Origin of the sequence: Sedimentibacter hydroxybenzoicus DSM 7310, assembly GCF_013403245.1 — a bacterium.
Taxonomy (GTDB): Bacteria; Bacillota; Clostridia; order Tissierellales; family Sedimentibacteraceae; genus Sedimentibacter; species Sedimentibacter hydroxybenzoicus.
Window position 1 is genome coordinate 1 of the sequence record NZ_JACBNQ010000015.1, and the last position, 24,793, is coordinate 24,793.

Here is a 24,793-nt window from a genome sequence, read left to right on the forward strand (position 1 = left end):
CTTTGCTTCTGTTTGCTCTTTTTTATTTTTCTTTCAATCTTTTTTTATAATTTTATTTGCTTTTGCGGAAACTCAAACATCTGCTTCCTGTGAAAAATAACCAAGCTTAACAGTACTTCCAATATCAACATATCCACTATCAGGCCGGATTCTTCCTGCTATTATATTCAATAATGTAGATTTTCCGGCTCCGTTATTTCCAACGATACCGATTCTTGCATCTCTGTTAACAATATATTCAAAATGTTCAACAATAACTTTTTCATCATAACTTTTTGAAATGTTTTTAATTTCTATTGTCTTTCTACCAAGTCTGGACGAAACAGAACTTAATTCTAATTTCTCCTCACTTTCTGTTCCTATCTGTTCCTTCAACCTTTCAAATTCTTGTATTCTGCCCTTTGCCTTTGTGCCTCTCGCTCTGGCCCCTCTTTGAATCCAGGCATACTCCTTCTTGTATAATGCCTGTTTTTTTCTTTCGCTGCTCATGTCGTTTTCTTCACGCAAAGCTTTTAGCTCCAGAAATTTTGAATAGTTCCCTTCATAAGAATATATACTGCCTTTATCCAGTTCAACTATTCTGTTTGAAATTCTGTCCAGAAAATATCTGTCATGAGTAACCATCAATATAGCACCCTTATATCTTTTCAAATAATTCTCCAGCCACAGTATCATGCCATTATCCAGGTGATTGGTCGGCTCATCCAATATCAACAGCTCGCATGGATTCACCAATACGCTTGCTATTGCAACCCTTTTTCTTTGTCCGACAGAAAGTATATTTACATCCTTGTCAAACTCTGTTATGCCTAGTTTGTTTAATATTGACTTTGCTTCATATTCCATCAGCACCTTGGTTTCAGTAGAAGCATTGATAAAAACCTGCTCTAACACAGTTGTATTTTTATTGAATTCAGGATCCTGAGGCAAGTAGCAGACCCTTGCACCATTGCTGTATACAACATTGCCGCTGTCAGGCTCCTCGATCAGAGAAGCAATCTTAAGCAATGTTGATTTACCGGTTCCGTTTACTCCCACAAAACCAATTTTATCGTTATCATTAATATATAAAGTTACATTATCAAGTAAAGTCTTTTCTCCAAAGCTTTTAGATATATTTTCAAGTGTTAAAATCATACAATTGCCTTTCATAAAGTTTGCTCTATTATATCATATCTGAGCCGAGTGCAGCGCAAGCTCGCTTGCATTGCCAAGGCGATGGTATGATATATGTATTATACCATGTTTTTGTAATTATAAAGGATTTTTTTATTATCAGAATATTACTATTCTACAAACAAATAGCGAGCATGTCATAAACATTACCCGCTATTATTATATACTGTTAAGCTGTCGGTCTCATTAATTTGCCGATTAAAGAATCCTTAACAGATAATGCCATATAGTAAGCCATTTTAGTTGGCACGGCATTTCCCACCATTTTATAGCCGTCACTGAGATTCTCATAATAAAATCTGAAACTGTCGGGAAGCATTGCTTCCGGTCACCAAGAATTTCTCTTGATGAAGTCCGGTAACATAATTCGATTTCGTTAGTTTCATGCACCTTTTTTTTTGCACATTATGAGAATTAAAATATCTTTATCTGTGCCATAACAAAGTTTACTACGCTTGCTTTACCAGTGATAAAAGAAAATCGGGCAATCATTTTTTGACCGCCCAATCACCGTATAAAACACAGCAAGCGTTTAGGTCACGCTCCTGCGTTATGTTTATTCATGCTGTATATTTAAATATTTACTATGTAAACTTTATAAATCAATATTTAATTTGTACGTAATTTATTACACTTTCAAATTCAAATACAATAAACTTCTTGCGATTTTTTATAATTCTATTTCTTTAGAAAACTGTTCAATATTATTTAAATGAGTGTTTATTTGTTCCACTGCTTGATCTGCATTTTTATTTTCTATAGCCTTTAAAATATTGCGATGCTCAGTAACAGTCTTCATATGATAGTCTTTTACAGTATAAAATCTGCTTCTGAGGTCCATCATCATACTATTTACAAAGTCCAGTACTGCAGCAAAAATAGGATTGTGACTTGCTTTAGCCAAATTGATATGAAACTCGCTATCAGCAATAAAATCGTTTGGATCTTCTTCCAGCCTGTCAACGGAACTTTTAATTAGCCTGATGTCTTCATCCGTTGCCCTCTCACAAGCCAACTTGACAATAGCTGTTTCAATAACACGGCGAAATTCAATAAAATCTACAATAGAATCCGTATTTTTTGATAATCGTATTATTGAGATTGCTTTTTCAATAGAATCCGTTCCCTTTACTACAACCTTTCGATTACCCTTAGTTTCTATTATGCCTAAAAACTCCAGTATCGCTAAACTTTCCCTCAGAGAACCTCTCCCTACTCCTAATATTGCAGCCAATTCTCTTTCCGGCAACAATTCTTCATTAATTTTTATATTACCGTCTATAATTGCATTTATAATTGCATCCATAACAAGTTCAGATAGTTTAGGAGAATTATTTTTAATTTTATCAAGTATTGAATTCACCCTCTTTATATTTTTATATCATGGTAGTACTATATTACCATATTATATTATTGCTGTAACTTTGTCAAGATTCTTTGGATTTGTATTAAAATGCACTTCTGTGAATTTACTTCGAACTGACTTTTTCTATTACAAAATGAATTTATCTATCTACCACGTGAATTGCTCTTTTTTCCAATGCCAGTACAGCTTCCCTTATTGCTTCAGCAACTGTGGGATGTGCATGTATTGTTGCTATTACCTCATCAATTGTTGCCTCCATACCTATTGCAAGAGCTAATTCACCTATTAAATCAGTGGCCCTGGGGCCAAGTATGTGAGCTCCTAATACTTCTTTGTATTTCTTGCCGGCAATGATTTTTATCATGCCGTCTTCTCCCATTATCATTGCCCTGCCATTTGCGGCTAACGGGAATTTTCCTACTATATAATCCACTCCCTGTGATCTTGCAGCTTCTTCTGTCAGACCGACTGATGCAAATTCAGGTTTGGTGTATACACATGAAGGATTAGTCTTGCTGTCAAACACGCTGTTATGTCCGCATGCATTTTCTGCGGCAACTTCTCCCTGCGCAGATGCAACATGTGCAAGCATAATCTTCCCGATGCAATCGCCTACTGCATAAATGCCGGACACATTGGTTTCCATCTTGTCATTTACCGTAATTCTGCCTCTGTCGTTTGCAATGCCTGCCTTTTCCAAGCCCAATGCCTTAGTGTTGGTTTTTCTGCCTATAGAAATTAAGGCTTTTTCTCCGGCAAATACTTTTGTAGAGCCGTCTTTCATTTCAACGGTAACTTCAACATTACCCCCTGCATCCTTGAATGACATAACCTTTGTGCTCGTAAATATTTCCACACCCTTTTTGGCAAGCTTTGCACGAATCATTTTTGTAAGCTCGCCGTCCATCATAGGCAGTATTTCATCCAGCATTTCTATCACAACTATTTTGCATCCCAAAGCACTGTACAATGTGGCAATCTCGATGCCGATTACTCCGCCTCCCACAATGACCATTGATTTTGGCACTTCATGAAGTTCAAGAGCTCCCGTTGAGTCAATGCATTGTTTTGAATCTATTCCGGGTATAGGAGGTTTTGCAGGAATTGAACCTGTTGCAATTATAAACTTGTCTGCTTTTATTATTTCAGTTGCCTTTTCTGTCTTAACCTCTATTACATCCCTACCGATAAAAGAGGCCACTCCTTTGACAACCTTGACCTTGTTAGCGGCTAAAAGCCCTTTGACACCCGCTACTAACTGTTTAGTAACTGTTTTTTTTCTTTCCTGCACCTTGGCAAAATCTACTTTTACATCTGTTGCTATTATACCGTACTTAGCTCCTTCCTTTGCTTCTTCATAAAGTTCTGCCGAATGTAGCAATGCTTTTGTCGGAATACAGCCCACGTTTAAACAAGTACCGCCTAGATTTTCTTTCTCTATAAGTGTAACCTCTCCACCAAGCTGTGCCGCCCTTATTGCTGCCACATAACCTCCGGGACCTCCGCCTATTACTGTTACTTTAATTTTATCACCCATTACTTACTCCTTAAATTTTAAGCCGCTATCCCCTGCTGCATAACGTATGAGATAGCGGTTGTAATTGTTTTATTAAACATACATGTTGTCAGGATCTTCTAAATACCCCTTTAATTTTTTCAGGAATTCTGCCGCTGTAGCACCATCTACAACCCTGTGGTCAAATGACAGGCTAAGCACCATCATTGATGCAGGAACTATTTCATCATTTTCATTTATAACCGGTTTTCTTACAATTCTTCCAACACCAAGTATTGCACATTCAGGCAGATTTATAACCGGAGTGAACCCGTCTATGTCATATCCTCCAAGATTGCTTATTGTAAATGTAGCTTCTGACATTTCATCAGGCAATAATGTGTTTGCTCTTGCTTTGGTAATAAGTTCCTTTGTTTCTGCGGTTATAGACTTTAATCCTTTTCTGTCCGCATCTCTCACAACAGGGACAATTAATCCTTCATCTAATGCAACGGCAATACCTATGTTGACTCTGTCATGAATAATAAAACTGTCTTCAGTAATAGATGAATTTATTATCGGATAGCTTCTCAGAGCAGCTGCCGCCATTTTAACCAAAATATCAGTATAACTGAATCTCACGTCTGCATTTTTTGAATTTAATTTATTTCTCAATGCAACCGTCTTATTAACATTTACTTCAGTTGTAATTGTAACGTGAGGAGCAATTTGTTTGCTTGCCTGCATTCTCTTTCCGATTACCTTGCGCATATTTGTCAATGGTTTTACAATGTCTGCGCCGGCAGCTTGAACTGCCGGAGCCAAGACTGCTGCCGGTGTTGGTTCAGATTCAGCTTTTTGAACCGCAGTCTGTGCTTCGTGATTTTCTGATGCTTCAAACACATCTTTTTGAATAATGCGCCCTCCTGTTCCGGAGCCTGACAATCCTATTAAATCAACTCCTAAATCTACTGCAGTCTTCTTTGCCAGAGGAGAAGCTTTAATACGTCCTGTTTCTGTAACAGCTGCCGCCTTTGGAGCTTCTGCTGCCTTAGGCACTGCTTCTTCATCTTTTATATCTTCAACAGTCTTAGGTGCCGCAGAGGCATCTATACTTTCACCTTCTTCACCGATTATTGCTATTAAACCCTTGACAGGAATATCTTCGCCTTCATTTGCTACTATTTTAAGAAGTATCCCTTCAACCTCACTTTCAATTTCACTGGAAAGCTTGTCTGTAGAAATTTCTACTAAAACATCTCCTATATTAACCTTGTCACCCTCTTGCTTTATCCAATTAACAATGGTACCTTCTTCCATTGTTAATCCAAGCTGAGGCATTATTACTTCTGTTGCCATTTTGTTCCTCCCTATTTATTTAATACTTTTTTAACTGCTTTTACAATATCCTCCGGATGTGGGAAGAATGCATCCTCTAATGTAGGAGCAAATGGTGGTACTACATTTAAAGCAGCTACACGTTCTACAGGAGAATCAAGCTCATCAAACAGCTCTTCTGTAATTTGTGCTGAAAGCTCTCCTCCAAAACCGCTTCTTTTAACACCTTCATGAACTATTACAACATTGTGTGTCTTACAAACTGATTCTCTTATAGCTTCCCAGTCTAAAGGAACAAGTGAACGAAGGTCTAATACTTCTGCGTCAATACCTTCTTTTGCAAGTTCTGCTGCTGCTTCCAGTGCAAAATATACTTGACGCGACCATGTTATTATTGTAATATCCTTGCCTTCACGTTTTATATCTGCTTTTCCTAACGGAATAATATATTCTCCTTCCGGTATTTCTTCTTTTTTGGCATATAGCAGTCTGTGCTCCAGGAACACTACCGGATCATCGTCCCTGATTGCGGCTTTAATTAGACCTTTTGCATCCTTTGCAGTTGAAGGGCAAACAACCTTTAACCCCGGAATATGTGTAAAAAATGTTTCTAAATTTTGTGAATGCTGACCGGCATTTCTTCTTCCTGAACCTTGAGGAGCACGAAGAACCATCGGAACGCTCACTTGTCCGCCGGTCATATATCTCATCTTAGCCGCCTGGTTCATTATCGGATCCATTGAAACACCAATAAAATCTACATACATCAGTTCAACTACAGGACGGATTCCTCTCATTGCTGCACCAACCGACATACCCAAAAACCCTGCTTCACTTATGGGAGTGTCTATAACTCTATGTGCCCCGAATTCTTCCTGGAAGCCCTGTGTAATAGCAAATACATTTCCCATTTCCCCCACATCTTCACCAAGAATTATTACATTTTCATCTCTTAACATTTCCTCATGAAGGCCTTCGCTTATAGCCTTACTAACAGTTATTTTTTTCATCTTGCAACACACCTCCCATTATCGTCAGAATATACGTCGGTAGTAACTTCACTGTAATCCGGCAAGGGAGAATCCAATGCAAATTGTATTGCATCGTCTATTTCTTTCTTGGTTATTTCCTCAATCGATACAATTTCATGTTCTTCAATACCTTCCTTCAAAAGATGGTTTCTGAAATTATCTATTGGATCTTTTTTACTCCATCCCTCTTCCACTTCTTTAGAACGATACAAGGCACGATCTCCTTCATAATGTCCCCTTACTCGCCATGTCATGCATTCAACAATTGATGGACCGTTACCCTTTCGAGCATATTCAACCGCTTTTTTAACTTCCTCGTAAACTGCAATAGGGTCATTTCCATCAACAGTTACTCCCGGAATGTTATACGCTTTGGCTCGTTCTGCAATAGTATCTGTATTTGTAACAGTATGAATATTCACCGATACCCCATAGCTATTATTTTCACACAAGAATACAACCGGTAATTTCCATGCAGCTGACATGTTAACTGCTTCATGAAATACACCTTGATTAGATGCAGCATCTCCAAAAATTGCCATTGAAACTTCGTTTGTACCTTTAATTTTTGAAGCCAACGCTGATCCTACAGCTATTGGAATTCCTGCTCCCACAATCCCGTTGGCACCTAAAATCCCTAAAGATACATCTGCAACATGCATCGAACCTCCTTTTCCCTTGCAATACCCTGTTGATTTTCCAAAAAGTTCAGCCATCATTATTTTTGTATCTGCACCCTTTGCAATTATTTGTCCATGTCCTCTATGAGTTGCCGTTATAAAATCTGTTTTTTCCAAAGCTTTATTTGCACCTGCCGCTACTGCTTCCTGTCCGATGGATGTATGAATATTGCCATAAAGCATGCCTTTTGTAAAATATTCCGTTAACTTTAATTCAAAATATCTGATCCTTATCATAGTCTGATAAAAATCAAAAAGCATTTCTTTTGAATATTTTTTATTCTCCAAAATATGTACCGCCTTCCTGATTTTTTAAGTGTAAAAATGAATATATAACTAATGATTTTGTAAACAATTATAAAAATTATCAGCTATAGTCATAATTCAAATAAATTATAATTGACCACATATAGTATTAGTCCATATGAGAACCTCCATTAATATCTATTTCTTCTCCGGTAATATATGAAGCCTCATCCGATGCTAAAAATGCAATTGCACCGGCTACTTCATATGTTTTCCCACGTCTGCCCATAGGTATATCTTTAACAAGCAGCCCAACTTCTTTTTCGTTAAGTGTTTTTGCTATATCTGTTTCGATAAGACCCGGTGTAACACAATTAACAGTAATACCTTCACCGGCAACTTCTCTTGCTAAATTTTTCGAAAATCCTAAAACCGCGGCTTTAGAAGCCGAATAATGGGGTCCGCCAAATATACCTCCTCCTCTTTTACCGGCTACTGATGATACTGTAATTATTCTTCCGTATTTTTGTTTTTTCATAATCTTTAGTACTGCTTTCGTGCACAGAAAAACGCCATACATATTGACATTAAATATCCTCTTCATATCTTCAAGTTCCATATACTCAACTGTTATTTTCTGACTGATTCCGGCGACATTGACTAATATATCAATATGTCCATATTCGGACAAAACTTTATCCACCATTTCATTTACTGAATTTTCATCCGTAACATCAAGTTTCAAGCCTAAGGCCTTACCACCCGATTCTATAATTGCTTTAACATTATCGTCTATATCCTTTTGATTTAAATCACAAATAACTACAGTTGCACCTAATCTTGCTAACATATCTGCTGTAGCTATTCCAATTCCTTTTTTTGAACCACTTCCCGTAACAATTGCAACTTTATTATTAAAATCAAACATACTTTCTTCTCCTCTTTATAATATATTTATCAGTTAAAATCAAACAAGTTAGACTGATATAAAACTGATTATTTTGTACATGATTATTTTGCCATTAACCCAGGTAATATTAATGATATTGATGGTATATATGTTATCAACAGAAGTGCAATCAAAGATGCAACCAAAAATGGAACAACCCCTTTAGCAATCTCCTTCATCGAAACATGCCCCACACCGCAAGCTACATATAAATTTACTCCAACCGGAGGTGTTATCAAGCCAATTGCTAAATTTACAATTACGACAACTCCTAAATGTATAATGTCTATTCCTAAAGATAATGCTACCGGAACAAACACAGGAGCTAATATATATAATGCAGAGGTAGTATCAATTACACATCCCGCTATCAGCAATAAAATATTTAAAATTATCAGTAAAACAAGATAGTTACCGCCGGATAGACTTATTAGTAAATTACTTGCAGCATTTGCAACGCCTTCGACGGTCATAACCCATGCAAACAAACTGGCTGATGCAGTGATGAACATTACAACAGCCGTCTGTGCTGTTGAGTCAACCAAAATTTTATATATATCCTTTATCTTTATGGACTTATATATAAAAACTGAAATAGCTAAACCATAAATAACAGAAACAGCTGCTGCCTCCGTAGGTGTAAAAATACCTCCATAAATTCCACCTAATATTATTATTGGCATCATCAATCCCCATAACGCATCTTTTGTAGCCGATACCTTTTCTTCCATTGGTGCCTTAGGTAATGACTTTATATCTTCACGTCTTGTTACCCACAATGCGGCAATTGCCAAAGCTAATCCTACCAATATCCCCGGAAGGATACCAGCTATCAACAAGTCCCCTATGGACGCTCCTGTAATGGCTCCGAATATAACAAATGTAATTGATGGAGGTATTATTATACCTATTCCTCCTGCTGACGCCATCAATGCAGATGCAAAATTTTTCTTATAGCCGTTATTTACCATTGTAGGTATAATAATTGAACCAAGTGCCGCAACTGTTGCAGGTCCGGAACCAGAAATCGCAGCGAAAAAGCACGATACGATAACACACACTAAAGCCAGTCCACCTTTTTTATGACCCACCCAGGCTTTTGCTAAATTTATCAGCTTTTCAGAAATTCCTCCCTTTTCCATAATATTTCCTGCTAAAATAAAAAACGGAATCGCAAGCAGAGCAAATTTGCTTGTAGCAGCAAAAATATTTGTAGGTATTATATCCAAAGGGACTCCGGCAAAAATAAGAGTTATAATACTTGAAATTCCAAGGCTGATGGATATTGGAACATTTAGCAGCAGCAAAATAATAAATGTTCCGAATAATAACAATGTTGCCATATTACTCACCATCCTTCTTTTTCAAAATTTTTATTGTGCTATTTGCAAATTCATATAAAATAAACATGCCTCCGATAGGAACAAAGGAACCAAAAATCCATTCCGGCCATTGCATTCCCAATGTTAATTGCATACTTTTAAATTCAAAGCTAACCATCAGAAGACCATAATATACAATAACCCCGCAGAAAATCACAGAACATATTCCGGAAAACATTGCAACCCACTTGTTAAATTTCTCAGGTAAATAATCTGTTAAAATTGTAAGACCTAAATGACTTCCATATCTTGCAGCTATAGCTGAACCTAAAAGGCTTAGCAGCACAAATAAAAAGGTAGTGAGCTCGTCTGTAAACGATATGGATGCTTTTAGAAAATATCGTGAAATCACATTAATAAATGTTAATATTGTCATAACTGATAAAACAACTACAGATATAAATTCTTCTAATTTTTGAAATATTTTATTCATGAATAATTTCCTTTCATTTGCTATGTATTAAAATTCAGAAATAATAATTTATCTTAATATATACAGAAATAACCTTTTCCACGTTTTCAATCAATTAAATTATATTAATATGATGAATAAAATACTTATTGAATACCAAATGCAGTACACGCTTCTTCGCCGAATTTTGCTTCAAATTTATCAATGACAGGCTGGACTATCTCCTTAAATGCATTTATTTCTTCTTCATTCAATATGGTAACTTCTACACCATTATCTATAAATTTCTGTATCAGCTCCTTTTCCTGTGTCTCAGTATCATTTCTGCCAATTTTGCAGGCTTCCGTAGCACATTCTTGTAAAATTTGCTGCTGTTCCTGACTCAATTTATTCCAACTGTCTTTGTTGACTATTATAGGATATCCATCATACATATAATTCCACACTGTAAAATATTTGTTTACTTCATATATATTATTAGAATCGGATGTCTTTATCCCATTCTCCTGCCCATCTATAGTTTTCTGCTGCAGAGCGGTAAATACTTCGCTCCAACTCATAGCAATCGGATCAGCCCCAAATGCGTTCCAGGTATCAAGGAATATTGCTCCTCCGGGAACACGTATTTTTAAATCCTTCAAATCTTCGGGACTTCTAATTGACCTTTTACTGTTAGAAATTTGTCTTAAGGCATTGTGTGCATTGTCCAAGTAAACAAGTCCATTAGCATCCATTATTTTTCTCATATATTCACCGCCAGTTGAATCGAATATTTCATTTGCATGTTCATAACTGGTGAATGCCCATGGTAAATTGCAAACTGCAATTTTTTCATCTATCTTTGCCAAAGTACTTTGAGAATAAATTCCTATATCAGTCAATCCCTGAGATAGCATTTCTATACCCTTTGATTGGTTTCCACCTGCTAATTGGTCGCTGGTATAGACATCTATTTGAATACTTCCACCGGATCTCTCATTTACAAGTTCAGAAAACTTTCTTGCTACAAATGTATCCGAACCTTGATCTGTTCCCGTAACAGTCATTTTCATGGCAACCTTTTCATTACCGTCAGTTTCATTACTATTACAACCGGATAAAATAAGCATTGTAAATACAATTAAAATAAATATCGCCTTAATACGCTTAATCATTTTCATAATCCTCCAAATTTATATTTTTTTTAACTACCACAAACTAAGCTATCAGTAATATCGTTTTTTTTAATATTAAATAATCACTTCCAAATTTACTGTGATATTACAGTTTGAACAACAGAAATAACTAAAAAACACCTCCTGATTTTATCTTATATATCAATATAAAAATAAATTATATACAATATATTCGCTTTGGAAATCGTTGTCACATTGGAAAAGCTATTAACAGCAGCTTATATACTTAGAACAATTTGCAAACTAAGCTAACCTAAGAAATCGCTAATTTGCATTAATTATATTTATGTGGTATCATGGTACTACCACATTACCATAGTACCACATTTTTGTCAAGATTATTTTATATGTGTTGTTCTCTTTTTGTGATTCTCTTTTCCATGCATACTATTTACAGTCAATATAAAAGAACAGAGTACACAATAAGCTGTGGCTCCTGTCCTTATTTTTAATAGGTTCTATATATAAATTTTATATTATCAACAAATCTTTAACCTCCGCCTATAGTACGACACAACCCCCTATTCCCATAAGAAACCATCTCAAAAAACATCGGAAAGGTAGCGTCAGAGATTAACAGGCGTCTGTCCATACGGTGTATACGCCGCAAAAAACGGAAAAATGTCCCGTCTGATTCCACACGAGGACATCCAGTTTATTCATAAGGAAAAAACAAATCAGTGATTCATATGCACCACGGAGAAGACATAAAAGAAATGGCAACACAGACCAAGGTCCTGAAGGAGCTGGACTCAAGCTATTTTTTCAAATGCCGCCAGGGATATGTTGTTAATTTATTCAACATCGAGGAAATAAGCGATGACTACAAATTTCTCCTGCTAAAATCCGGTGACATAATTCCAATGTCAAGGCTTGGATTCAAGCAATTGGTAAAACCCATTCCGCTTTCAATTACGGGTGTGGATACATTTGATTATTGATGCTAGCTGACAGGAGCCCACTGTCTTATATTGATTCGGATTTTCGACCATACCGAAGGAAATAGATGAAAGAATGCTAAAGCGATCTGTATTTCTATTTTCCTCCCTTTTTTATTATGACATTAATCCACTTTTCTTCGTTTTTTTCACGTCTTACATCTGCTGTTACCCATAGTTTTAGCACTGTAACATTTTTTATTCCAGCTAATAATTCCGTCAACGTTTTTTCTGTATAATCCGCAAAATATCGTCCTTTTGAATCATGTACACCTGTCCCATATTTCCAAGATCCATATAACACACCACTATCTTTCAAAGCTACTACAATCTTTAACATTGTTTGTAACATATTTTCCTTAGAAACATGCAATAGTGATGCACAAGCCCAGACTGCATCAAACTCTGCTTCAAAAAATATATCCTCTGCCTTCATTTGAATAACTACATTATTTGTAATTAATTGCGTTCTTTCACACATTACTTTTGAAGCATCTAAAGAAGTTACACTATATCCTTTTTGAGAAAAATATTTGCTGTCTCTCCCACTTCCACATCCAATGTCTAAAATACTACATCCAATAGATAAGTATTTTTCAAACTCACTATAAAGTTCACTCATGTCAGCATCAATTGTTGTATTAATAAACATATCCGCATTTTGATTATAATACTCAATCGTTGTATTTTCTTGTTTTAAAGTCGCCATAAATCATATCCTTGCAATTTTGCTGCATCGTAAACTGGTTTCAAATTATGCTCTAAAATATTTATAAATTGCTCTTCCGTATTTCCCTTTATGTACAAACTCTCTGATGCCCATATTGAATTCAAGTTATAGCGTCTGCATTTTTCAAACTTATTTTGAAATGCAGTATTTCCATGCGTATCTTCTATCGCAAATATTAACTGATATAAATAGAATTGATATTCTGCAAAACCCTTAAAATATTTGTCCCATGGTGGCAGTTTATTATTTTTGCTTGAATTAAGGTTTTTACTCATTGGTGTAAGATTCCACAACTCGTCGTTCGCTATATATGATCTCGGAACAAAATGATCAAGATCAAATCTTTCCACATTAAGTTTTTCTCCCGTATAAATATCTCGAATTGGCTGTCCCGTAATCTGTACTGCTGTTTTCCATAAATCTCGAGCTTTTTCTAATCTTCTCACATTATCTGATTCTGGTGATATCTTGTAAATAATACCTGGCACTCCTGGGTTTCTATCTTGAAGAAACTGTACCTTATTATATTTAATCCAACTTGTTATTACTGAATAATTATCAAATATCAACTTTCTCCAATTATTATTCACTCTTACCTTTTTCCACAACCCACTACCATCAATAATCCTATAAAATAGATTTTCTTCATCCGTAAGTTGTTCCATATATGCGATTAGTCTACCTCTCTGGTCCTTTCTTAAATAAGTCAATCCCTCATCATCTAAAAATGGGTACAATAATTTATATGGAACGTAATCTGTTAATCTATATTTATCATTCTTTAATTTATCATCATTCTTATTAATTGCTAGTAGTAACTCTTCCCTTGATGGATTCTGCGATAATTCGTCTCTCGCATGCTCATTTAATACATTTATTGCATGCTCTAAAAAATTTTCGGATTTTCCATTTACTGTCGGACCTAAACGCAAGTGATAATGTGTGACAGTATGCCATGCATCACATATCATTTCATTGATTATTTGATCAAATGATAAATCGCCCTCCATCTCTATAATTAGACGTAATATTGCTTCAAGCCAATAAAATTTATAGCTTTGAGACTTGTTGTCCAACATACGAGCAAACTTATCAGTATCTAGATTGTTTTCATATATAATTTCTAAATGTATTTTCCGATCCATTTTGCCCTCTCCAATTCTAATTCCTTATCTGTTTAGCTATCTTCAGCAATTCTCTAAAATTTTCTATTACATCATCCATAGTTGTACCTGGTCCCCAACTAACTCTTATGGAGTTCTCTATCTGTGATGTTGAAATTCCCATGGCTCCAAGTACATAACTTGGTGAATAGCTCTTTGATGTACATGCAGAACCATTAGCTAAACCACAATATTGCTTAGTTGAAATCATAAGTGCCTCTGACGAAACACCATCAATACAAATGTTCAATGTACTGTCTATACAATATTTTTGATCTCCATTTACATGATATTCAACTCCAGAAACATTCAATTCATTCAATATCTTCTCTTTTATTTCATGCAAGTATGCATTATTCTTTTTATATTCGTTTTCGGCAATCTCACACGCCTTTCCACATCCTGCAGTCAATGCTACAGGAATAGTACCAGGACGAATCCCATGCTCTTGCTGACCACCATACAATATTGCGTTAACAGGTGGTAATTTGAACGATTTCTTTCTTAAAACAAGAATACCTACTCCCTGTGGTCCCATTAACTTATGTGCACTAAAGGACAGCATATTATACTTTAGGCTTCTAACCTCATCTACAAGTTTTCCACAGCTTTGAGTTGCATCTGTATGAAATAATACATCCCGTTCCTGCAAAGCCTCTCCCAATTCATTAACCGGTTGAATGATTCCAGTCTCATTATTGACATGCATCACACTGACTAATAAAGTATCATCTCGAACTTTATCAAGAATTTTATCTATACTCACTCGACCAGATAAATCTGGAGAAACAATGTCAACTTCATACCCTTCTTTCTGTAAATGACTTACAGTTTCTAAAACAGCCTTATGTTCAATTGCAGTTGTTATGATATGCTTTTTATTATTTTTTTCTGCATATTCTCTCAGGCCTTGAATGGCAATGTTATTACTTTCTGTTGCTCCACTTGTAAAAAAAACCTCATCTGGTGAAATATTTAAAAGGCTTGCTACTTGTTTTCTTGAGTTCTCAACAACTTTACGTGCACTTTCCCCATAGTTATGAGTTCTACTGTCAGCATTACCAATATTATTTTTATAAACCTCAACCATTGCATCTAGAACTCGTAAATCAATTGGAGTCGAAGCATTGTAATCTAAGTATACACTCACTATTATTTCTCCTTTACTGACAACTCTACCAAATCATTAATACTCTTAATAAATCCTGTTCCACAGAGATGTGCAATCCCTCTCTCTAAATTCAGTCGAAAGTATTTATAAACAGTTTCATCATCCGTTGGTAAGTTCATTTGAATGCACCAAGCTTTTACAAGAGCTTCATATATTTCATAATAATCACCACCAAATGTGTACCATGACATCTCCAAATTACTATCAGCAATAATAAGAATATCTGTTGGAATTGTTTTTTCACTTAGCGAATAACATAATGCCCATCTACATAAAACATTCCAGTTTTTAATACCAGTTTTTCCTTTTAATCTTGATAATTGATCTTTCGCCTGTTGTGAAAGACGTACTTGCTTCATTATCATATTTCTGCTCCAATCAAATACCCTCTCTTAATTGAGGTGCTTTTCGTTGTTTCATCATATTTCAATGTGAATTCATCACCGACATTTGCTTTCATTAATTTGTAATATCCAGCATCTATTTCAGAATCAGTTGATAGAATAATAGTTTGTTCCCCTGCATTAGGGAAATAGTTTGTAACTAATGATGTTCTATGTAAAGAATCTAATCTTGACAATGGTGTATCAATTATTACTGGTAAACTTTTCTTTGAACATATAGCCAGAGCCCACAAAATTGAAATCACCATTAATTGCTTTTCACCTGCAGATAAAAAATCTTTAGGAACTTCCTGTCCGTCTTCAGATAAATATTGAATATCCAATGTTTCAGAATCCATAACAATTTTCTTAATTAAATTTTTCTTATTTGCAAGCTTTTTATAACAGTCTGTAATTGTATCTGCTAGCACATCCGTCTTTCGCTTTTGAAGTTCAACTATATATTTTTCTATAATATTCAGCGCCATATTTGAATACTTAATGATTCGATCTGTACTATCTCTTAACTCAGCTGTAGATAAATAAGATTCTACGTATTTACTGAATTCTGCTGTTGCAGTCATCATCTTTGAATTAGCTGCACTTCTCTGTCGATCTAATTCAAGCATTTTCACCTGATAATCGATTATAATTTGTTCTGCCCCTTTTATTTGATTGTATATTTCTTGAAGCTCTTTATCATTTATGTCTAAAGAAAGATAGCTATCTAATTCTCCAATTTGCTTTTCTAATTTCTTTTTCGATACTAAAATGCTTCTTGTCTCATCATCAACATTTTTCATAATACTTTCAACCAAATTATTTGTCTGAAATAACGCCTGATCTGACAACTCATATATTGGTTCACTCTGATCACTATTAACCTGCGCTTTTACATAATTGATAAAGTCTAAACTCGCCTTAGTATCTCCTGAATATTCTGATTCAAATTCCTTATATAATCCATCAAGCTGAGCAGTTACCTGCTTCATAATCATATCTGCATGCTCGTCTGTAGCTTGCAGCTTAATATCACGAATTAAATCTTTAACGAGAAGTAATGGTAATTCCGACGCCGTTAACTCATATAATCTACTTTCTTCCCCTGATAAATCAGCCATAAGAGTAGCTCTTTTTTTCACTGTCTCCTGACGCTTGTCTACAGCATCACCACCTTTAGCAGTATATAACTGATGTAGTGTCTCTAAATTATCCCTACCTCCAACTAACTTATGACTTAACTCCTCAATCTGAGCATCTATCGTTGCTAAAGCTTCTATTGCCTTTTCTTTTTCTTCTCTAAGTTCCTGAACTCTTTCTGCATTCTTGTTATCTTTCCCTTTTTTATTTGTTTTTTTAAGGTTACGCATAATATCATTACTTAAAACATCAAGTACAGATATCCCAAGCATTGAACGAATAGAATTCTTTAGCTGAACATTTGTATTATCTACAGATAACTCTGCAATTTTCTCGCCATCAAAGAAGAAAAAACTTGATAAAGCACTTGGCAATATATTCTCTACAAACATTGGCCAGTTATTTGTCAAAAATTCATTATAGATGCCATCCTTATAAATACTGATTCGTTCCTTTGTTATTTTAGTTACAGTATCCCATTCTCTTTTTACAATATAGTTTTCCTTAACCTCATTATTGATTTCAAATTCAAGTTCTACACTACAAGTTTTATCACTTTCACTTCTATTTACAAATGAGCGCAAATACTGTGCATACGACTTTTGATTGCTCTCAGAATATGCAAAGGAATTCGAACCATATAACGCCAAAAGTACTGCTTCGAGAAAAGTTGTCTTACCTCGTCCATTCATTCCTCCCACTAACACTATTGGCTTTCGATTTTCAAATAAAAACATATTTTCTCCGGCATATACACCGAAATTACATAATGTCAATTTCTTTATTATCATTCGCTATTATTCCTCATCACTTTCAAATTCTGACTCTAACGGTTGGAAATCCAAAAATTTCTCATTATACTTACCGCCATACTCTTTTTTTCGAATCATCATTTCAGAATAAAATTGTGTTGCATCCTCTTCATTCTTGTAAAAGGTCTTTTCCAATGTACTATTAATATCATCAAGAATGCCTTTTCTCTGATTTACCCCAGACGCTTTATTCTCTATGTCAATTAAGGTATACATCATTTCAAAAGCCAGTTCTTCATCTGGATACATTTTTGAGCATACTGTTTTCAGAATTTCCCATTCATCATTTTCAAAGTTTTCATTATGAATCCATTCCGGATCCTCAAACGGTTTACCCAATACTTTTTCATAAATTCTGGGTAACGAATCGTCAAACTCATGCTTATCATTCACCCAAATACGTCTTATTGCCTGTAATTCCGGTAATCTTATCAATTCAAGATCACTAAACTCTTCAGGCCCATTTTCGCTAATATCTTTTTGTATTGATAATAATCTCTCAAGCCAATGTTCTCTGACTTCCTTTTTGTATGGTCCATGAAATAATTTCCCATAATTTCCTTGAAGGTTTCCTCTCATTCTCCTGAAACTTCTTCTTTCACGATCCCCTTCTTCATTTCCAAATTCGTTTCTAAACTCAAGCAATGAAGTCATCCACTCTTTTTCTTGGTCATTCGCAATCATTGCTTCCATAGATTTATCCTTTTCAACCATGGTGCATACCCAACAACCAAAACGACTTTTTCCACATGAAGGTAAAGTTCTATCTACCATAAGCGGACACTCATTATCTGCTGTCGCACCACGATACATTGTCATTAAATCCATATTTGAATATCCCCAAGGATTCTTATACTGCATCAGAAAAGCCCAAACATCATCATCAGTCCAATCTTCCATTGGAGAAAAAACTAATTCATTTGCTAATGTCGGATTGGGACTTAATAATTCTCTAACTCTTTTCTTCTCAAGATTTGTCATCGTTCTATTTCGTCTTGAACTTTCTTGCTTTCTAGTCCCAAGTACAAGAATCACTTCTCCATGTTCAGCTATTTTATTCTTTATAAAATTGTTTACAGGCTGAATCTTCAATCTATCTGTACACCAACGATATTTCATTCTTGGGAATGGATATCCTCTTCCTATTAAATTTACCCAAAATGTATTGTTGTAATCTGGAATTAATCGTTCGGGAATGAAAGGTAGTTTTTTCTCTTCTGCTTCTTTGTTCATAGACTCAAGTGATTTCTCAACCCATTTTGATACAACAGGCGATTCAACTAAAGTATCTGTATTCATAATATGAATTGCCTTTTTTCTCTCATTTTCAGGAAGTTTTTCAATTGCCATCCAAACAAGCTGAACTGCAGCTGTACTATCCTTACCTCCGGAATATCCAATCATCCAAGGAATATCATCCGCAATATATAGATTTTGAATAGTAACAATCAACCCATCGATTGTCTCCTTTGCAATTGCCATCTTATATCCTCTATTCTTCTATTGTTTTCTTTAAAGCTTCCTCTGCATTCTTTTCTTCTTGTGTAAGAGGAATACCAATCTCTTTCTTAATAACATTTGATATAAGCATTGCAGCTTTTTTATTTGTTATTATCCGACCATTTTTGCCAACTGCTCTCATATACCACTGTTTTGCATTTCTGCTCCAGTTAATCTTTTCTATTTTCTCAAGATACAATTCCATTTCAACTTCATTAGAATAAAAATAATTGCCAATTCGACCAAATGCTTGAATTACAATACTCTGAGTTGCTATAAAGTTTTCTCTTAAATCCACTTTGGTTATCTCTCGATTTCGAAGATCTTTCCACTGCTTCATATTTTTTACAACTAAATCCCAATAACTCAGTAAGAAACTCTCATAATCACCATTTTGATTCCTTCCTACAATGCTTTTATTAGCTGTGTAAAATGTGTTTAATGTAAATAAACTCGACGAAAACTTTCCAAGTATGTCCTTCTCTTTATCCGTATATATATTTAAGAATTCTATGTTCCATATTACGTTTCTAGTTATCACGGCCATTTCATCTCTAGAATCATAAAGTTCTGATATGGAGTTTGATGTCTTGACAGCATTTTTATTTAAATCCGTAAAGATTTGTTGACTTCTCTTTAATCCTTGATCCGCATAAAATACTATGGATATCGTCTCATTTTCTAGTGTAGGATCTTCTTTTAGCGCTGCCAAAATGGCAGATTTTCGATGCTGCCCATCATTAATCAAAAAATGTGCATCCATGGACACTTCTAATATACCTGTATCATGATTAATATCATTTTCTTCAAAAGAAAATTCTCCATCAATTGAAGCAGCAAGTGCTGAGAATACATAAGAATCTCTATTATCCAGTATGTATCTACTAATTACAGGGATTCTTGCTTCATTTAATTTTCTTTGGGCTCTGTATTCTGGCAAAATAAATTCTTCATCATCTACCAGAAACATCTTAGAAAGCATCTTTAATGGGACCATCGCAATGTAAAATTTTGTTCCAGCCTGAATACCTCTAACAACAGGAAATCTATATACAAATTCCATACTTCCTCCGCATAATAAAAATGATATACTTAAGTATCTACTTAAGTATATCGTCGAGTGTACTTGCTGTCAATCGATATCTATAAAATTTATCCCAACTTTTTAACAAAAGATATTCTAATTTTGCTCTCTAACTGTTCATCTCTTATCCAGGCTAATACTTTGTCATCCAAATCCTTAAGTGTAGCTCGCCCTGCATTCGTATTCTGCAAGAAAGAAATTATTCCATCATCAAGTCCTAAACTTGCGATTAACTGATCAGCCTCATTTAATCCTGTATTCATTGTTTGGTATTTCTTTACATTAGTATCCCAAATTTCCGCTGGTTGAATTTTTCGCAAGCAATTTGAAACACTTTCAGCGTCAATTCCCTTAATAGCTTCTAAAGTACTTACTGTTGAACTTGTTAAATTAGAATATTGTTTCTGCCAATCTTTTTTCATTTCACCCTGAATATTTTTATACGAAGTTTCTGCAATTGAGACATTATCCTGAATAGCAAAGCCTGATTCCACAGCCAATTCAAGAAGTGTTAATAGCTCAATCGTTGAAGAAATAATCTCCTTATTTTTTTCAATTTTCGCTACAGTGTATAAATACTCAATTGTAGCAACAAACTTATTTATTTGAGTCAACAACAAACGATATTTTTCATCAGTTGCTTCCTGTAAATCTTTATTTTTTTTTATGGCTGCTCTTCTTTGAAGATCCTGCATGTCCTTTGTTGTTTTAACTAAATCCTCGAAAATCATGCATTCACCATCCCTTCAAGCTTTTGCTTATTTGTTTGTATGCTCTTTAATTCTTCTGAATATCTATCTTCACCAGTATCTTCAAACCCGTCAGTTCCTAAACTAGCTTTCTTTGTGGTCACAATATTATTTGCTTTCTCCACTTCCTTTTCGAGATTTTCAATTATTTCTACAAGTGGTTTTAATGTCTTAATTGGATCCCCAGAAAACGCCATAATTATCGTAAGTGAATCATCTTCATCTAATACACTTGCAATATCAGAGATTGCCTTTTTAATCTGATCTCTTTTCTTTATCCCATCTAAAGGCACTTCTTTTACATTAACTTGAGATTTATTTGCCTCTTCGTAGAATTTATTAACGCGCTCGGTAAATATAGATAATTCTTCCTCACCTACTTCATCGTCTCCAAACGCATCATAAATTCTTTGTATTTGTTCACGACCAGCGCTTAACTCAGCCTTTGCCACATTATCTAATCGTTCTTCAATATCATTTAAAAATGCATAAGCATCCCTTCTCTGTTTTATCTTATCGTCGCTCTGTTTCTCATCTTCTGCAATCACTAGTTTATTTCTTTTAACTTTTCCAAATACTTTAGAGAGCAAAAGGGAATCTAAGACAACATTTGAACTTGCTCCACCTTGTCCAATGTTGAAATATCTTCTTACAGTTTGCTGATTGTTAACATCAGCGCCTTTCTGCGACATTACATTTAAAAGGGATCTCCATTCTGTGCTATGAGAGTTGTTAGCTAGCTTATTAGGTTTACTTGCCAACAATGTTTGACCATTAAAGTTTTTTAAACTTTTCTCTCTAAATTCTCCTGCTAAAATGATTCTATACATTTCCGCTGTAACCGCAGCCTCAATATATCTTGATTCTTCTCCATCCTTATATTCAGATACCTTTTTAACTAATTCTTTCCTTATAGACTCTGTCCAAGTTGTTATCAAGTACGCATCAAAATCAGCATCCGGGTAATTCCAGCTTTTATTTCCGTATTCTTTCCATCGAATAAATGCAAGTAAAATATTCAAATTATTCCATGTTGCAGGAAGCGTATAAAGTCCCTCCTTCTTTGTTTGTCCCTCAAGGGCAATAAATAATACAGAGGAATCTTTAACTTTCTTGGCATTATCCATCGAAATACCTTCAGCCTGCCAGTTAATAGCAGTATATAAATAATCGGGCATTTCATCATATACAGCAGAATGAACCGTACCTGCAGCTCCAACAGTCGCGGAAATATCTATCACATGATCATTTGTCCACTTAGTCAATAATGTATTTGCCTCATTTAACTTTTTTATTTTTGCATCCGGAACTATCTGATCATTTCCTTCTGTATGCGCCTCATTGTTCACCGGACTCACTGTGTTTACAGAGTTTATAGGATTTACAGATTCTGGAGTTGGAGCCTGTATGACATCCATATTAAGTATTGGAAAACCAAAATCATCAAACAATTCTTTTTGAATAGCGGAAATGTATGTTTTTCCATCCTTTTCATATTGATCTGGTGCTCCATTTCCCCAGACACTCATGAATTTTAGCAATCTATCTGCTGAACTTTCGTTTCTAATCTGTGAATGAATTCTAAAGCTCAATGTAGTATTAACATTCACAATTTTCACATCGATACTTGGAAAATTACTCTTATTAAATATCGCATCTCTAACCACTGGTTCGATAATATCACGAATTATATATCTAGGAGTTTGATGTCCCTTTTCTAAAACATTTTGATAAAAATACAAAATACTTCTTTTAGTAAAAGGATATATATTGATTTTTTTTTCATGACTAATATCTATATACTCCCAATTTTTTCCTTCAATAACATCATGAATTGGATAATCCTCTGGATTTGCATGTCCTGCAGCCCAGTCTGAAATAACATCTTCTGACAAAGACATTGTATTTACATATCTGGCTACAAACTCATACAACCCATTTTCGTCTAATACATCGCTTGGAATATAAATGTATTTTGTAATACGGTCTTTATGATTATCTTTAAAGTTATCCTGTAAATAGCTGTTTGTAGTACCCACAACAGATGAAATTCTGCAAAGTTTTTCTCCATCCCTCTTTCCGGTATGCGCCTCTAGTAATGCGTCTAAAATTGCGGTATCTACACCAGTAAATGATGTAACATCCTCAATAAAAATAGTCAATTTCTTATCCAAACGATAGAGTTCTTTACGTATATCCATGAAAATCTGTTTGAAATCTCCTGGTTCAATTCCAGCACATCTCTGGATTACTTCACTGACAAATTGATTCAAGTAGTCAGCAATCTTTTTGGCATCTTCGATACCGCTTTCATCAGCCATAAGTTCACGAGCCATTTTCTCAGCTTTTGGATCAGCACCAGCACTATATATACTATCAGCCAACTCTGCAGTAACTATAAAATCTTCCTTTTTAAACTTGGCAACGGTATCTCTATCAACCAATGTATGCTCAGCTATTTTTGAATATATTCTCTCAATAGGTCCTTTTTCACCCATTAGATAATCATGTACTACTTCATTATTTAAGAAAGCTTCTAAACGCTTTCTTTTAACATTTGTAATTTTTATATCTTGTTCATCTTGATCGTTATGAATTTCGATAATAAAGTTATGATAAATCATATCTTTAAGCTTATTCTCGTCAACAGACAATGACGCCTTCAGCAATCGTTCATAAACATCTTTATTGCTAATCCCCTGAACCTCTGGTTTCTCCAAAAGTTGTCGGATAGTTCCTTTTAATGTGTTATCACTTCGTCTAATAAACAATATAACTTCATCTTTTGGCTTACTTTGCTCATAACGCGCCTCAAACCACCTAATTAGATGAGATTTCCCCGTTCCACTCTGACCATAGACTGCTATAAACTGATGCATGTCTTCAGGATTACTTATATATTTTTTAAAAATATCTTCTTCTGAAAATGTCTTTTTTTCACTCGGGGAGATATCAAATTTATCTAATACTCTTAATTTATTTACAGCAACATGCGTTGCCAAGAAATCACCTTCGGATGAGGTGATTGAATCCGGTCTTGCCACATATGAAATTCGTTCTTTTGCTACTTCTGAATTCATAATCTACCTCCTACCTACATTATTGAAATATGTGTAATTGTCGAGTCATTTGAGTAAGCTTTTAATTGGTACAATGTCCACGTATCTTTCTGGTCCAATATGTGATCCATTTTTATCTTTCCCACATCTTGTAATGCTCTCAATCCATTTGACACTCCATAATTAAAGGTTCTATTTGCTGTGTCTGAATCAATAATAATATTACTCATTGGAGTAATTGCATTTACAAATTCACTTACAGAATACATTCTTTCTTTTTCAAGTGAAGCATTGCAAATAGTATCCCATAAAAAAACACATGCATTTGGAATAATAAACATCTCTTGCAGATATCCAAACCCTAAAAACTGTGCCCAAAATCTCCAAGAACGCATTGCCACTGCATCTACCGGATAGTTTGTCATTTGAGTAAATAAGGGTCCTAAATTTGCAATATTTTTATCTTCTTTAAAAATATCACTTCCCTTTTCAAAATATGCTTTTGTAACTAGATAAAACTGACCAGTATTAAACATTTCCAGCCTAGAATTAATGTATGTCCTCATACATTCAATATTTTTTATTACCTTTGCATCTACAGCAAGAGAAATCAGATCATCCGAAATTGAAATTAATCCCAATTCTAAAGCAGCATTTTTGTAATCATTGAAATAAACCGAACCATTTTCCAAATATTCAGGTTCCATCTTCTCTTTAAGTTCATAAGATACAATTGGTCCCTTTTCTACAATTTTGCACAAGGCAAATATTCTCTCCGGAATAGCTGTTGTTACCATTTTATCCTTAAACATAA

The 24,793-nt window shown here is 34.8% G+C and carries 22 protein-coding genes; 1 reads left to right on the forward strand and 21 read right to left on the reverse strand.

The window, feature by feature from the left end; all coding sequences use genetic code 11:
- Positions 1-72 precede the first annotated feature (72 nt).
- From HZF24_RS12350 to HZF24_RS12400, 11 genes are all read right to left on the reverse strand, one after another.
- Positions 73-1,152 carry an ABC-F family ATP-binding cassette domain-containing protein gene (locus HZF24_RS12350; protein WP_246346125.1) on the reverse strand — a complete coding sequence of 360 codons (1,080 nt, stop codon included), beginning with the start codon at positions 1,150-1,152 and terminating at the stop codon, positions 73-75.
- Between the two features lie 193 nt (positions 1,153-1,345).
- Positions 1,346-1,495 carry a DNA cytosine methyltransferase gene (locus HZF24_RS12355; protein WP_179238639.1) on the reverse strand — a complete coding sequence of 50 codons (150 nt, stop codon included), beginning with the start codon at positions 1,493-1,495 and terminating at the stop codon, positions 1,346-1,348.
- Between the two features lie 351 nt (positions 1,496-1,846).
- Positions 1,847-2,539 (reverse strand): FadR/GntR family transcriptional regulator, encoded by a 693-nt coding sequence (locus HZF24_RS12360; protein WP_322790742.1) that lies wholly within the window; start codon positions 2,537-2,539, stop codon positions 1,847-1,849.
- Positions 2,540-2,681: 142 nt separating this feature from the next.
- Positions 2,682-4,067 (reverse strand): dihydrolipoyl dehydrogenase, encoded by a 1,386-nt coding sequence (lpdA, locus tag HZF24_RS12365; protein WP_179238704.1) that lies wholly within the window; start codon positions 4,065-4,067, stop codon positions 2,682-2,684.
- A gap of 84 nt (positions 4,068-4,151) precedes the next feature.
- Entirely contained in the window at positions 4,152-5,396 is a 1,245-nt protein-coding gene (locus HZF24_RS12370) for a dihydrolipoamide acetyltransferase family protein (protein ID WP_179238640.1), read from the reverse strand.
- An 11-nt stretch (positions 5,397-5,407) separates the two neighbouring features.
- Positions 5,408-6,385, reverse strand: coding sequence for an alpha-ketoacid dehydrogenase subunit beta (locus HZF24_RS12375; RefSeq protein WP_179238641.1), 978 nt, complete (start codon positions 6,383-6,385; stop codon positions 5,408-5,410).
- Positions 6,382-7,347, reverse strand: a complete 966-nt coding sequence (locus tag HZF24_RS12380; protein WP_179238705.1) for a thiamine pyrophosphate-dependent dehydrogenase E1 component subunit alpha — start codon at positions 7,345-7,347, stop codon at positions 6,382-6,384. The genes HZF24_RS12375 and HZF24_RS12380 overlap by 4 nt, the downstream gene beginning before the upstream one ends.
- Positions 7,348-7,501: 154 nt before the next feature.
- Complete coding sequence (locus tag HZF24_RS12385; protein WP_179238642.1) at positions 7,502-8,260, reverse strand: SDR family NAD(P)-dependent oxidoreductase; 759 nt, start codon at positions 8,258-8,260, stop codon at positions 7,502-7,504.
- A gap of 83 nt (positions 8,261-8,343) precedes the next feature.
- Positions 8,344-9,624 (reverse strand): TRAP transporter large permease, encoded by a 1,281-nt coding sequence (locus tag HZF24_RS12390; RefSeq protein WP_179238643.1) that lies wholly within the window; start codon positions 9,622-9,624, stop codon positions 8,344-8,346.
- Between the two features lies 1 nt (position 9,625).
- Positions 9,626-10,096: a TRAP transporter small permease gene (locus HZF24_RS12395; protein WP_179238644.1), complete on the reverse strand. Its 471-nt coding sequence runs from the start codon at positions 10,094-10,096 to the stop codon at positions 9,626-9,628.
- Between the two features lie 125 nt (positions 10,097-10,221).
- Positions 10,222-11,229 carry a DctP family TRAP transporter solute-binding subunit gene (locus tag HZF24_RS12400; RefSeq protein WP_179238645.1) on the reverse strand — a complete coding sequence of 336 codons (1,008 nt, stop codon included), beginning with the start codon at positions 11,227-11,229 and terminating at the stop codon, positions 10,222-10,224.
- Positions 11,230-11,930: 701 nt separating this feature from the next.
- Here HZF24_RS12400 and HZF24_RS12405 point away from each other — a divergent pair.
- Positions 11,931-12,191 carry a LytTR family transcriptional regulator DNA-binding domain-containing protein gene (locus tag HZF24_RS12405; protein ID WP_322790743.1) on the forward strand — a complete coding sequence of 87 codons (261 nt, stop codon included), beginning with the start codon at positions 11,931-11,933 and terminating at the stop codon, positions 12,189-12,191.
- A 94-nt stretch (positions 12,192-12,285) separates the two neighbouring features.
- Here the strand turns inward: HZF24_RS12405 and HZF24_RS12410 are convergent, their stop codons facing one another.
- The 10 genes from HZF24_RS12410 to HZF24_RS12455 form a co-directional block, all read right to left on the reverse strand.
- Positions 12,286-12,897 (reverse strand): class I SAM-dependent methyltransferase, encoded by a 612-nt coding sequence (locus HZF24_RS12410; protein ID WP_179238647.1) that lies wholly within the window; start codon positions 12,895-12,897, stop codon positions 12,286-12,288.
- On the reverse strand, positions 12,885-14,063 hold the full coding sequence (locus tag HZF24_RS12415) for an HNH endonuclease domain-containing protein (protein WP_179238648.1): 1,179 nt from the start codon (positions 14,061-14,063) through the stop codon (positions 12,885-12,887). Before HZF24_RS12415 ends, HZF24_RS12410 begins: the two co-directional genes overlap by 13 nt.
- A 16-nt stretch (positions 14,064-14,079) precedes the next feature.
- Positions 14,080-15,231: a cysteine desulfurase family protein gene (locus HZF24_RS12420; protein WP_179238649.1), complete on the reverse strand. Its 1,152-nt coding sequence runs from the start codon at positions 15,229-15,231 to the stop codon at positions 14,080-14,082.
- 2 nt (positions 15,232-15,233) lie between these two features.
- On the reverse strand, positions 15,234-15,617 hold the full coding sequence (gene dndE / locus HZF24_RS12425; protein ID WP_179238650.1) for a DNA sulfur modification protein DndE: 384 nt from the start codon (positions 15,615-15,617) through the stop codon (positions 15,234-15,236).
- Positions 15,614-17,566, reverse strand: a complete 1,953-nt coding sequence (gene dndD, locus HZF24_RS12430; RefSeq protein ID WP_179238651.1) for a DNA sulfur modification protein DndD — start codon at positions 17,564-17,566, stop codon at positions 15,614-15,616. The genes dndE and dndD overlap by 4 nt, the downstream gene beginning before the upstream one ends.
- Positions 17,567-17,572: 6 nt before the next feature.
- Entirely contained in the window at positions 17,573-19,069 is a 1,497-nt protein-coding gene (dndC, locus tag HZF24_RS12435; protein WP_179238652.1) for a DNA phosphorothioation system sulfurtransferase DndC, read from the reverse strand.
- 10 nt (positions 19,070-19,079) lie between these two features.
- Positions 19,080-20,150 (reverse strand): DNA sulfur modification protein DndB, encoded by a 1,071-nt coding sequence (dndB, locus tag HZF24_RS12440; RefSeq protein ID WP_179238653.1) that lies wholly within the window; start codon positions 20,148-20,150, stop codon positions 19,080-19,082.
- An 89-nt stretch (positions 20,151-20,239) separates the two neighbouring features.
- Positions 20,240-20,902 carry a hypothetical protein gene (locus HZF24_RS12445; protein WP_179238654.1) on the reverse strand — a complete coding sequence of 221 codons (663 nt, stop codon included), beginning with the start codon at positions 20,900-20,902 and terminating at the stop codon, positions 20,240-20,242.
- Positions 20,899-24,000 carry an ATP-binding protein gene (locus HZF24_RS12450; RefSeq protein WP_179238655.1) on the reverse strand — a complete coding sequence of 1,034 codons (3,102 nt, stop codon included), beginning with the start codon at positions 23,998-24,000 and terminating at the stop codon, positions 20,899-20,901. The genes HZF24_RS12445 and HZF24_RS12450 overlap by 4 nt, the downstream gene beginning before the upstream one ends.
- A gap of 14 nt (positions 24,001-24,014) precedes the next feature.
- On the reverse strand, positions 24,015-24,791 hold the full coding sequence (locus HZF24_RS12455; RefSeq protein ID WP_179238656.1) for a hypothetical protein: 777 nt from the start codon (positions 24,789-24,791) through the stop codon (positions 24,015-24,017).
- Between the last annotated feature and the right edge of the window lie 2 nt (positions 24,792-24,793).

Bases quoted from the DNA above. Each gene is read 5' to 3' on its own strand.
- HZF24_RS12395 (WP_179238644.1), bottom strand. From the start codon at position 10,096: ATGAATAAAATATTTCAAAAATTAGAAGAATTTATATCTGTAGTTGTT.
- HZF24_RS12390 (WP_179238643.1), bottom strand. From the start codon at position 9,624: ATGGCAACATTGTTATTATTCGGAACATTTATTATTTTGCTGCTGCTA.
- dndD (WP_179238651.1), bottom strand. From the start codon at position 17,566: ATGATAATAAAGAAATTGACATTATGTAATTTCGGTGTATATGCCGGA.
- HZF24_RS12415 (WP_179238648.1), bottom strand. From the start codon at position 14,063: ATGGATCGGAAAATACATTTAGAAATTATATATGAAAACAATCTAGAT.
- HZF24_RS12450 (WP_179238655.1), bottom strand. From the start codon at position 24,000: ATGAATTCAGAAGTAGCAAAAGAACGAATTTCATATGTGGCAAGACCG.
- HZF24_RS12385 (WP_179238642.1), bottom strand. From the start codon at position 8,260: ATGTTTGATTTTAATAATAAAGTTGCAATTGTTACGGGAAGTGGTTCA.
- dndE (WP_179238650.1), bottom strand. From the start codon at position 15,617: ATGATAATGAAGCAAGTACGTCTTTCACAACAGGCGAAAGATCAATTA.
- HZF24_RS12350 (WP_246346125.1), bottom strand. From the start codon at position 1,152: ATGAAAGGCAATTGTATGATTTTAACACTTGAAAATATATCTAAAAGC.
- HZF24_RS12455 (WP_179238656.1), bottom strand. From the start codon at position 24,791: ATGTTTAAGGATAAAATGGTAACAACAGCTATTCCGGAGAGAATATTT.
- HZF24_RS12370 (WP_179238640.1), bottom strand. From the start codon at position 5,396: ATGGCAACAGAAGTAATAATGCCTCAGCTTGGATTAACAATGGAAGAA.
- HZF24_RS12355 (WP_179238639.1), bottom strand. From the start codon at position 1,495: ATGCTTCCCGACAGTTTCAGATTTTATTATGAGAATCTCAGTGACGGC.
- dndB (WP_179238653.1), bottom strand. From the start codon at position 20,150: ATGGAATTTGTATATAGATTTCCTGTTGTTAGAGGTATTCAGGCTGGA.
- HZF24_RS12375 (WP_179238641.1), bottom strand. From the start codon at position 6,385: ATGAAAAAAATAACTGTTAGTAAGGCTATAAGCGAAGGCCTTCATGAG.
- dndC (WP_179238652.1), bottom strand. From the start codon at position 19,069: ATGGCAATTGCAAAGGAGACAATCGATGGGTTGATTGTTACTATTCAA.
- HZF24_RS12380 (WP_179238705.1), bottom strand. From the start codon at position 7,347: ATGCTTTTTGATTTTTATCAGACTATGATAAGGATCAGATATTTTGAA.
- HZF24_RS12445 (WP_179238654.1), bottom strand. From the start codon at position 20,902: ATGATTTTCGAGGATTTAGTTAAAACAACAAAGGACATGCAGGATCTT.
- HZF24_RS12400 (WP_179238645.1), bottom strand. From the start codon at position 11,229: ATGATTAAGCGTATTAAGGCGATATTTATTTTAATTGTATTTACAATG.
- HZF24_RS12410 (WP_179238647.1), bottom strand. From the start codon at position 12,897: ATGGCGACTTTAAAACAAGAAAATACAACGATTGAGTATTATAATCAA.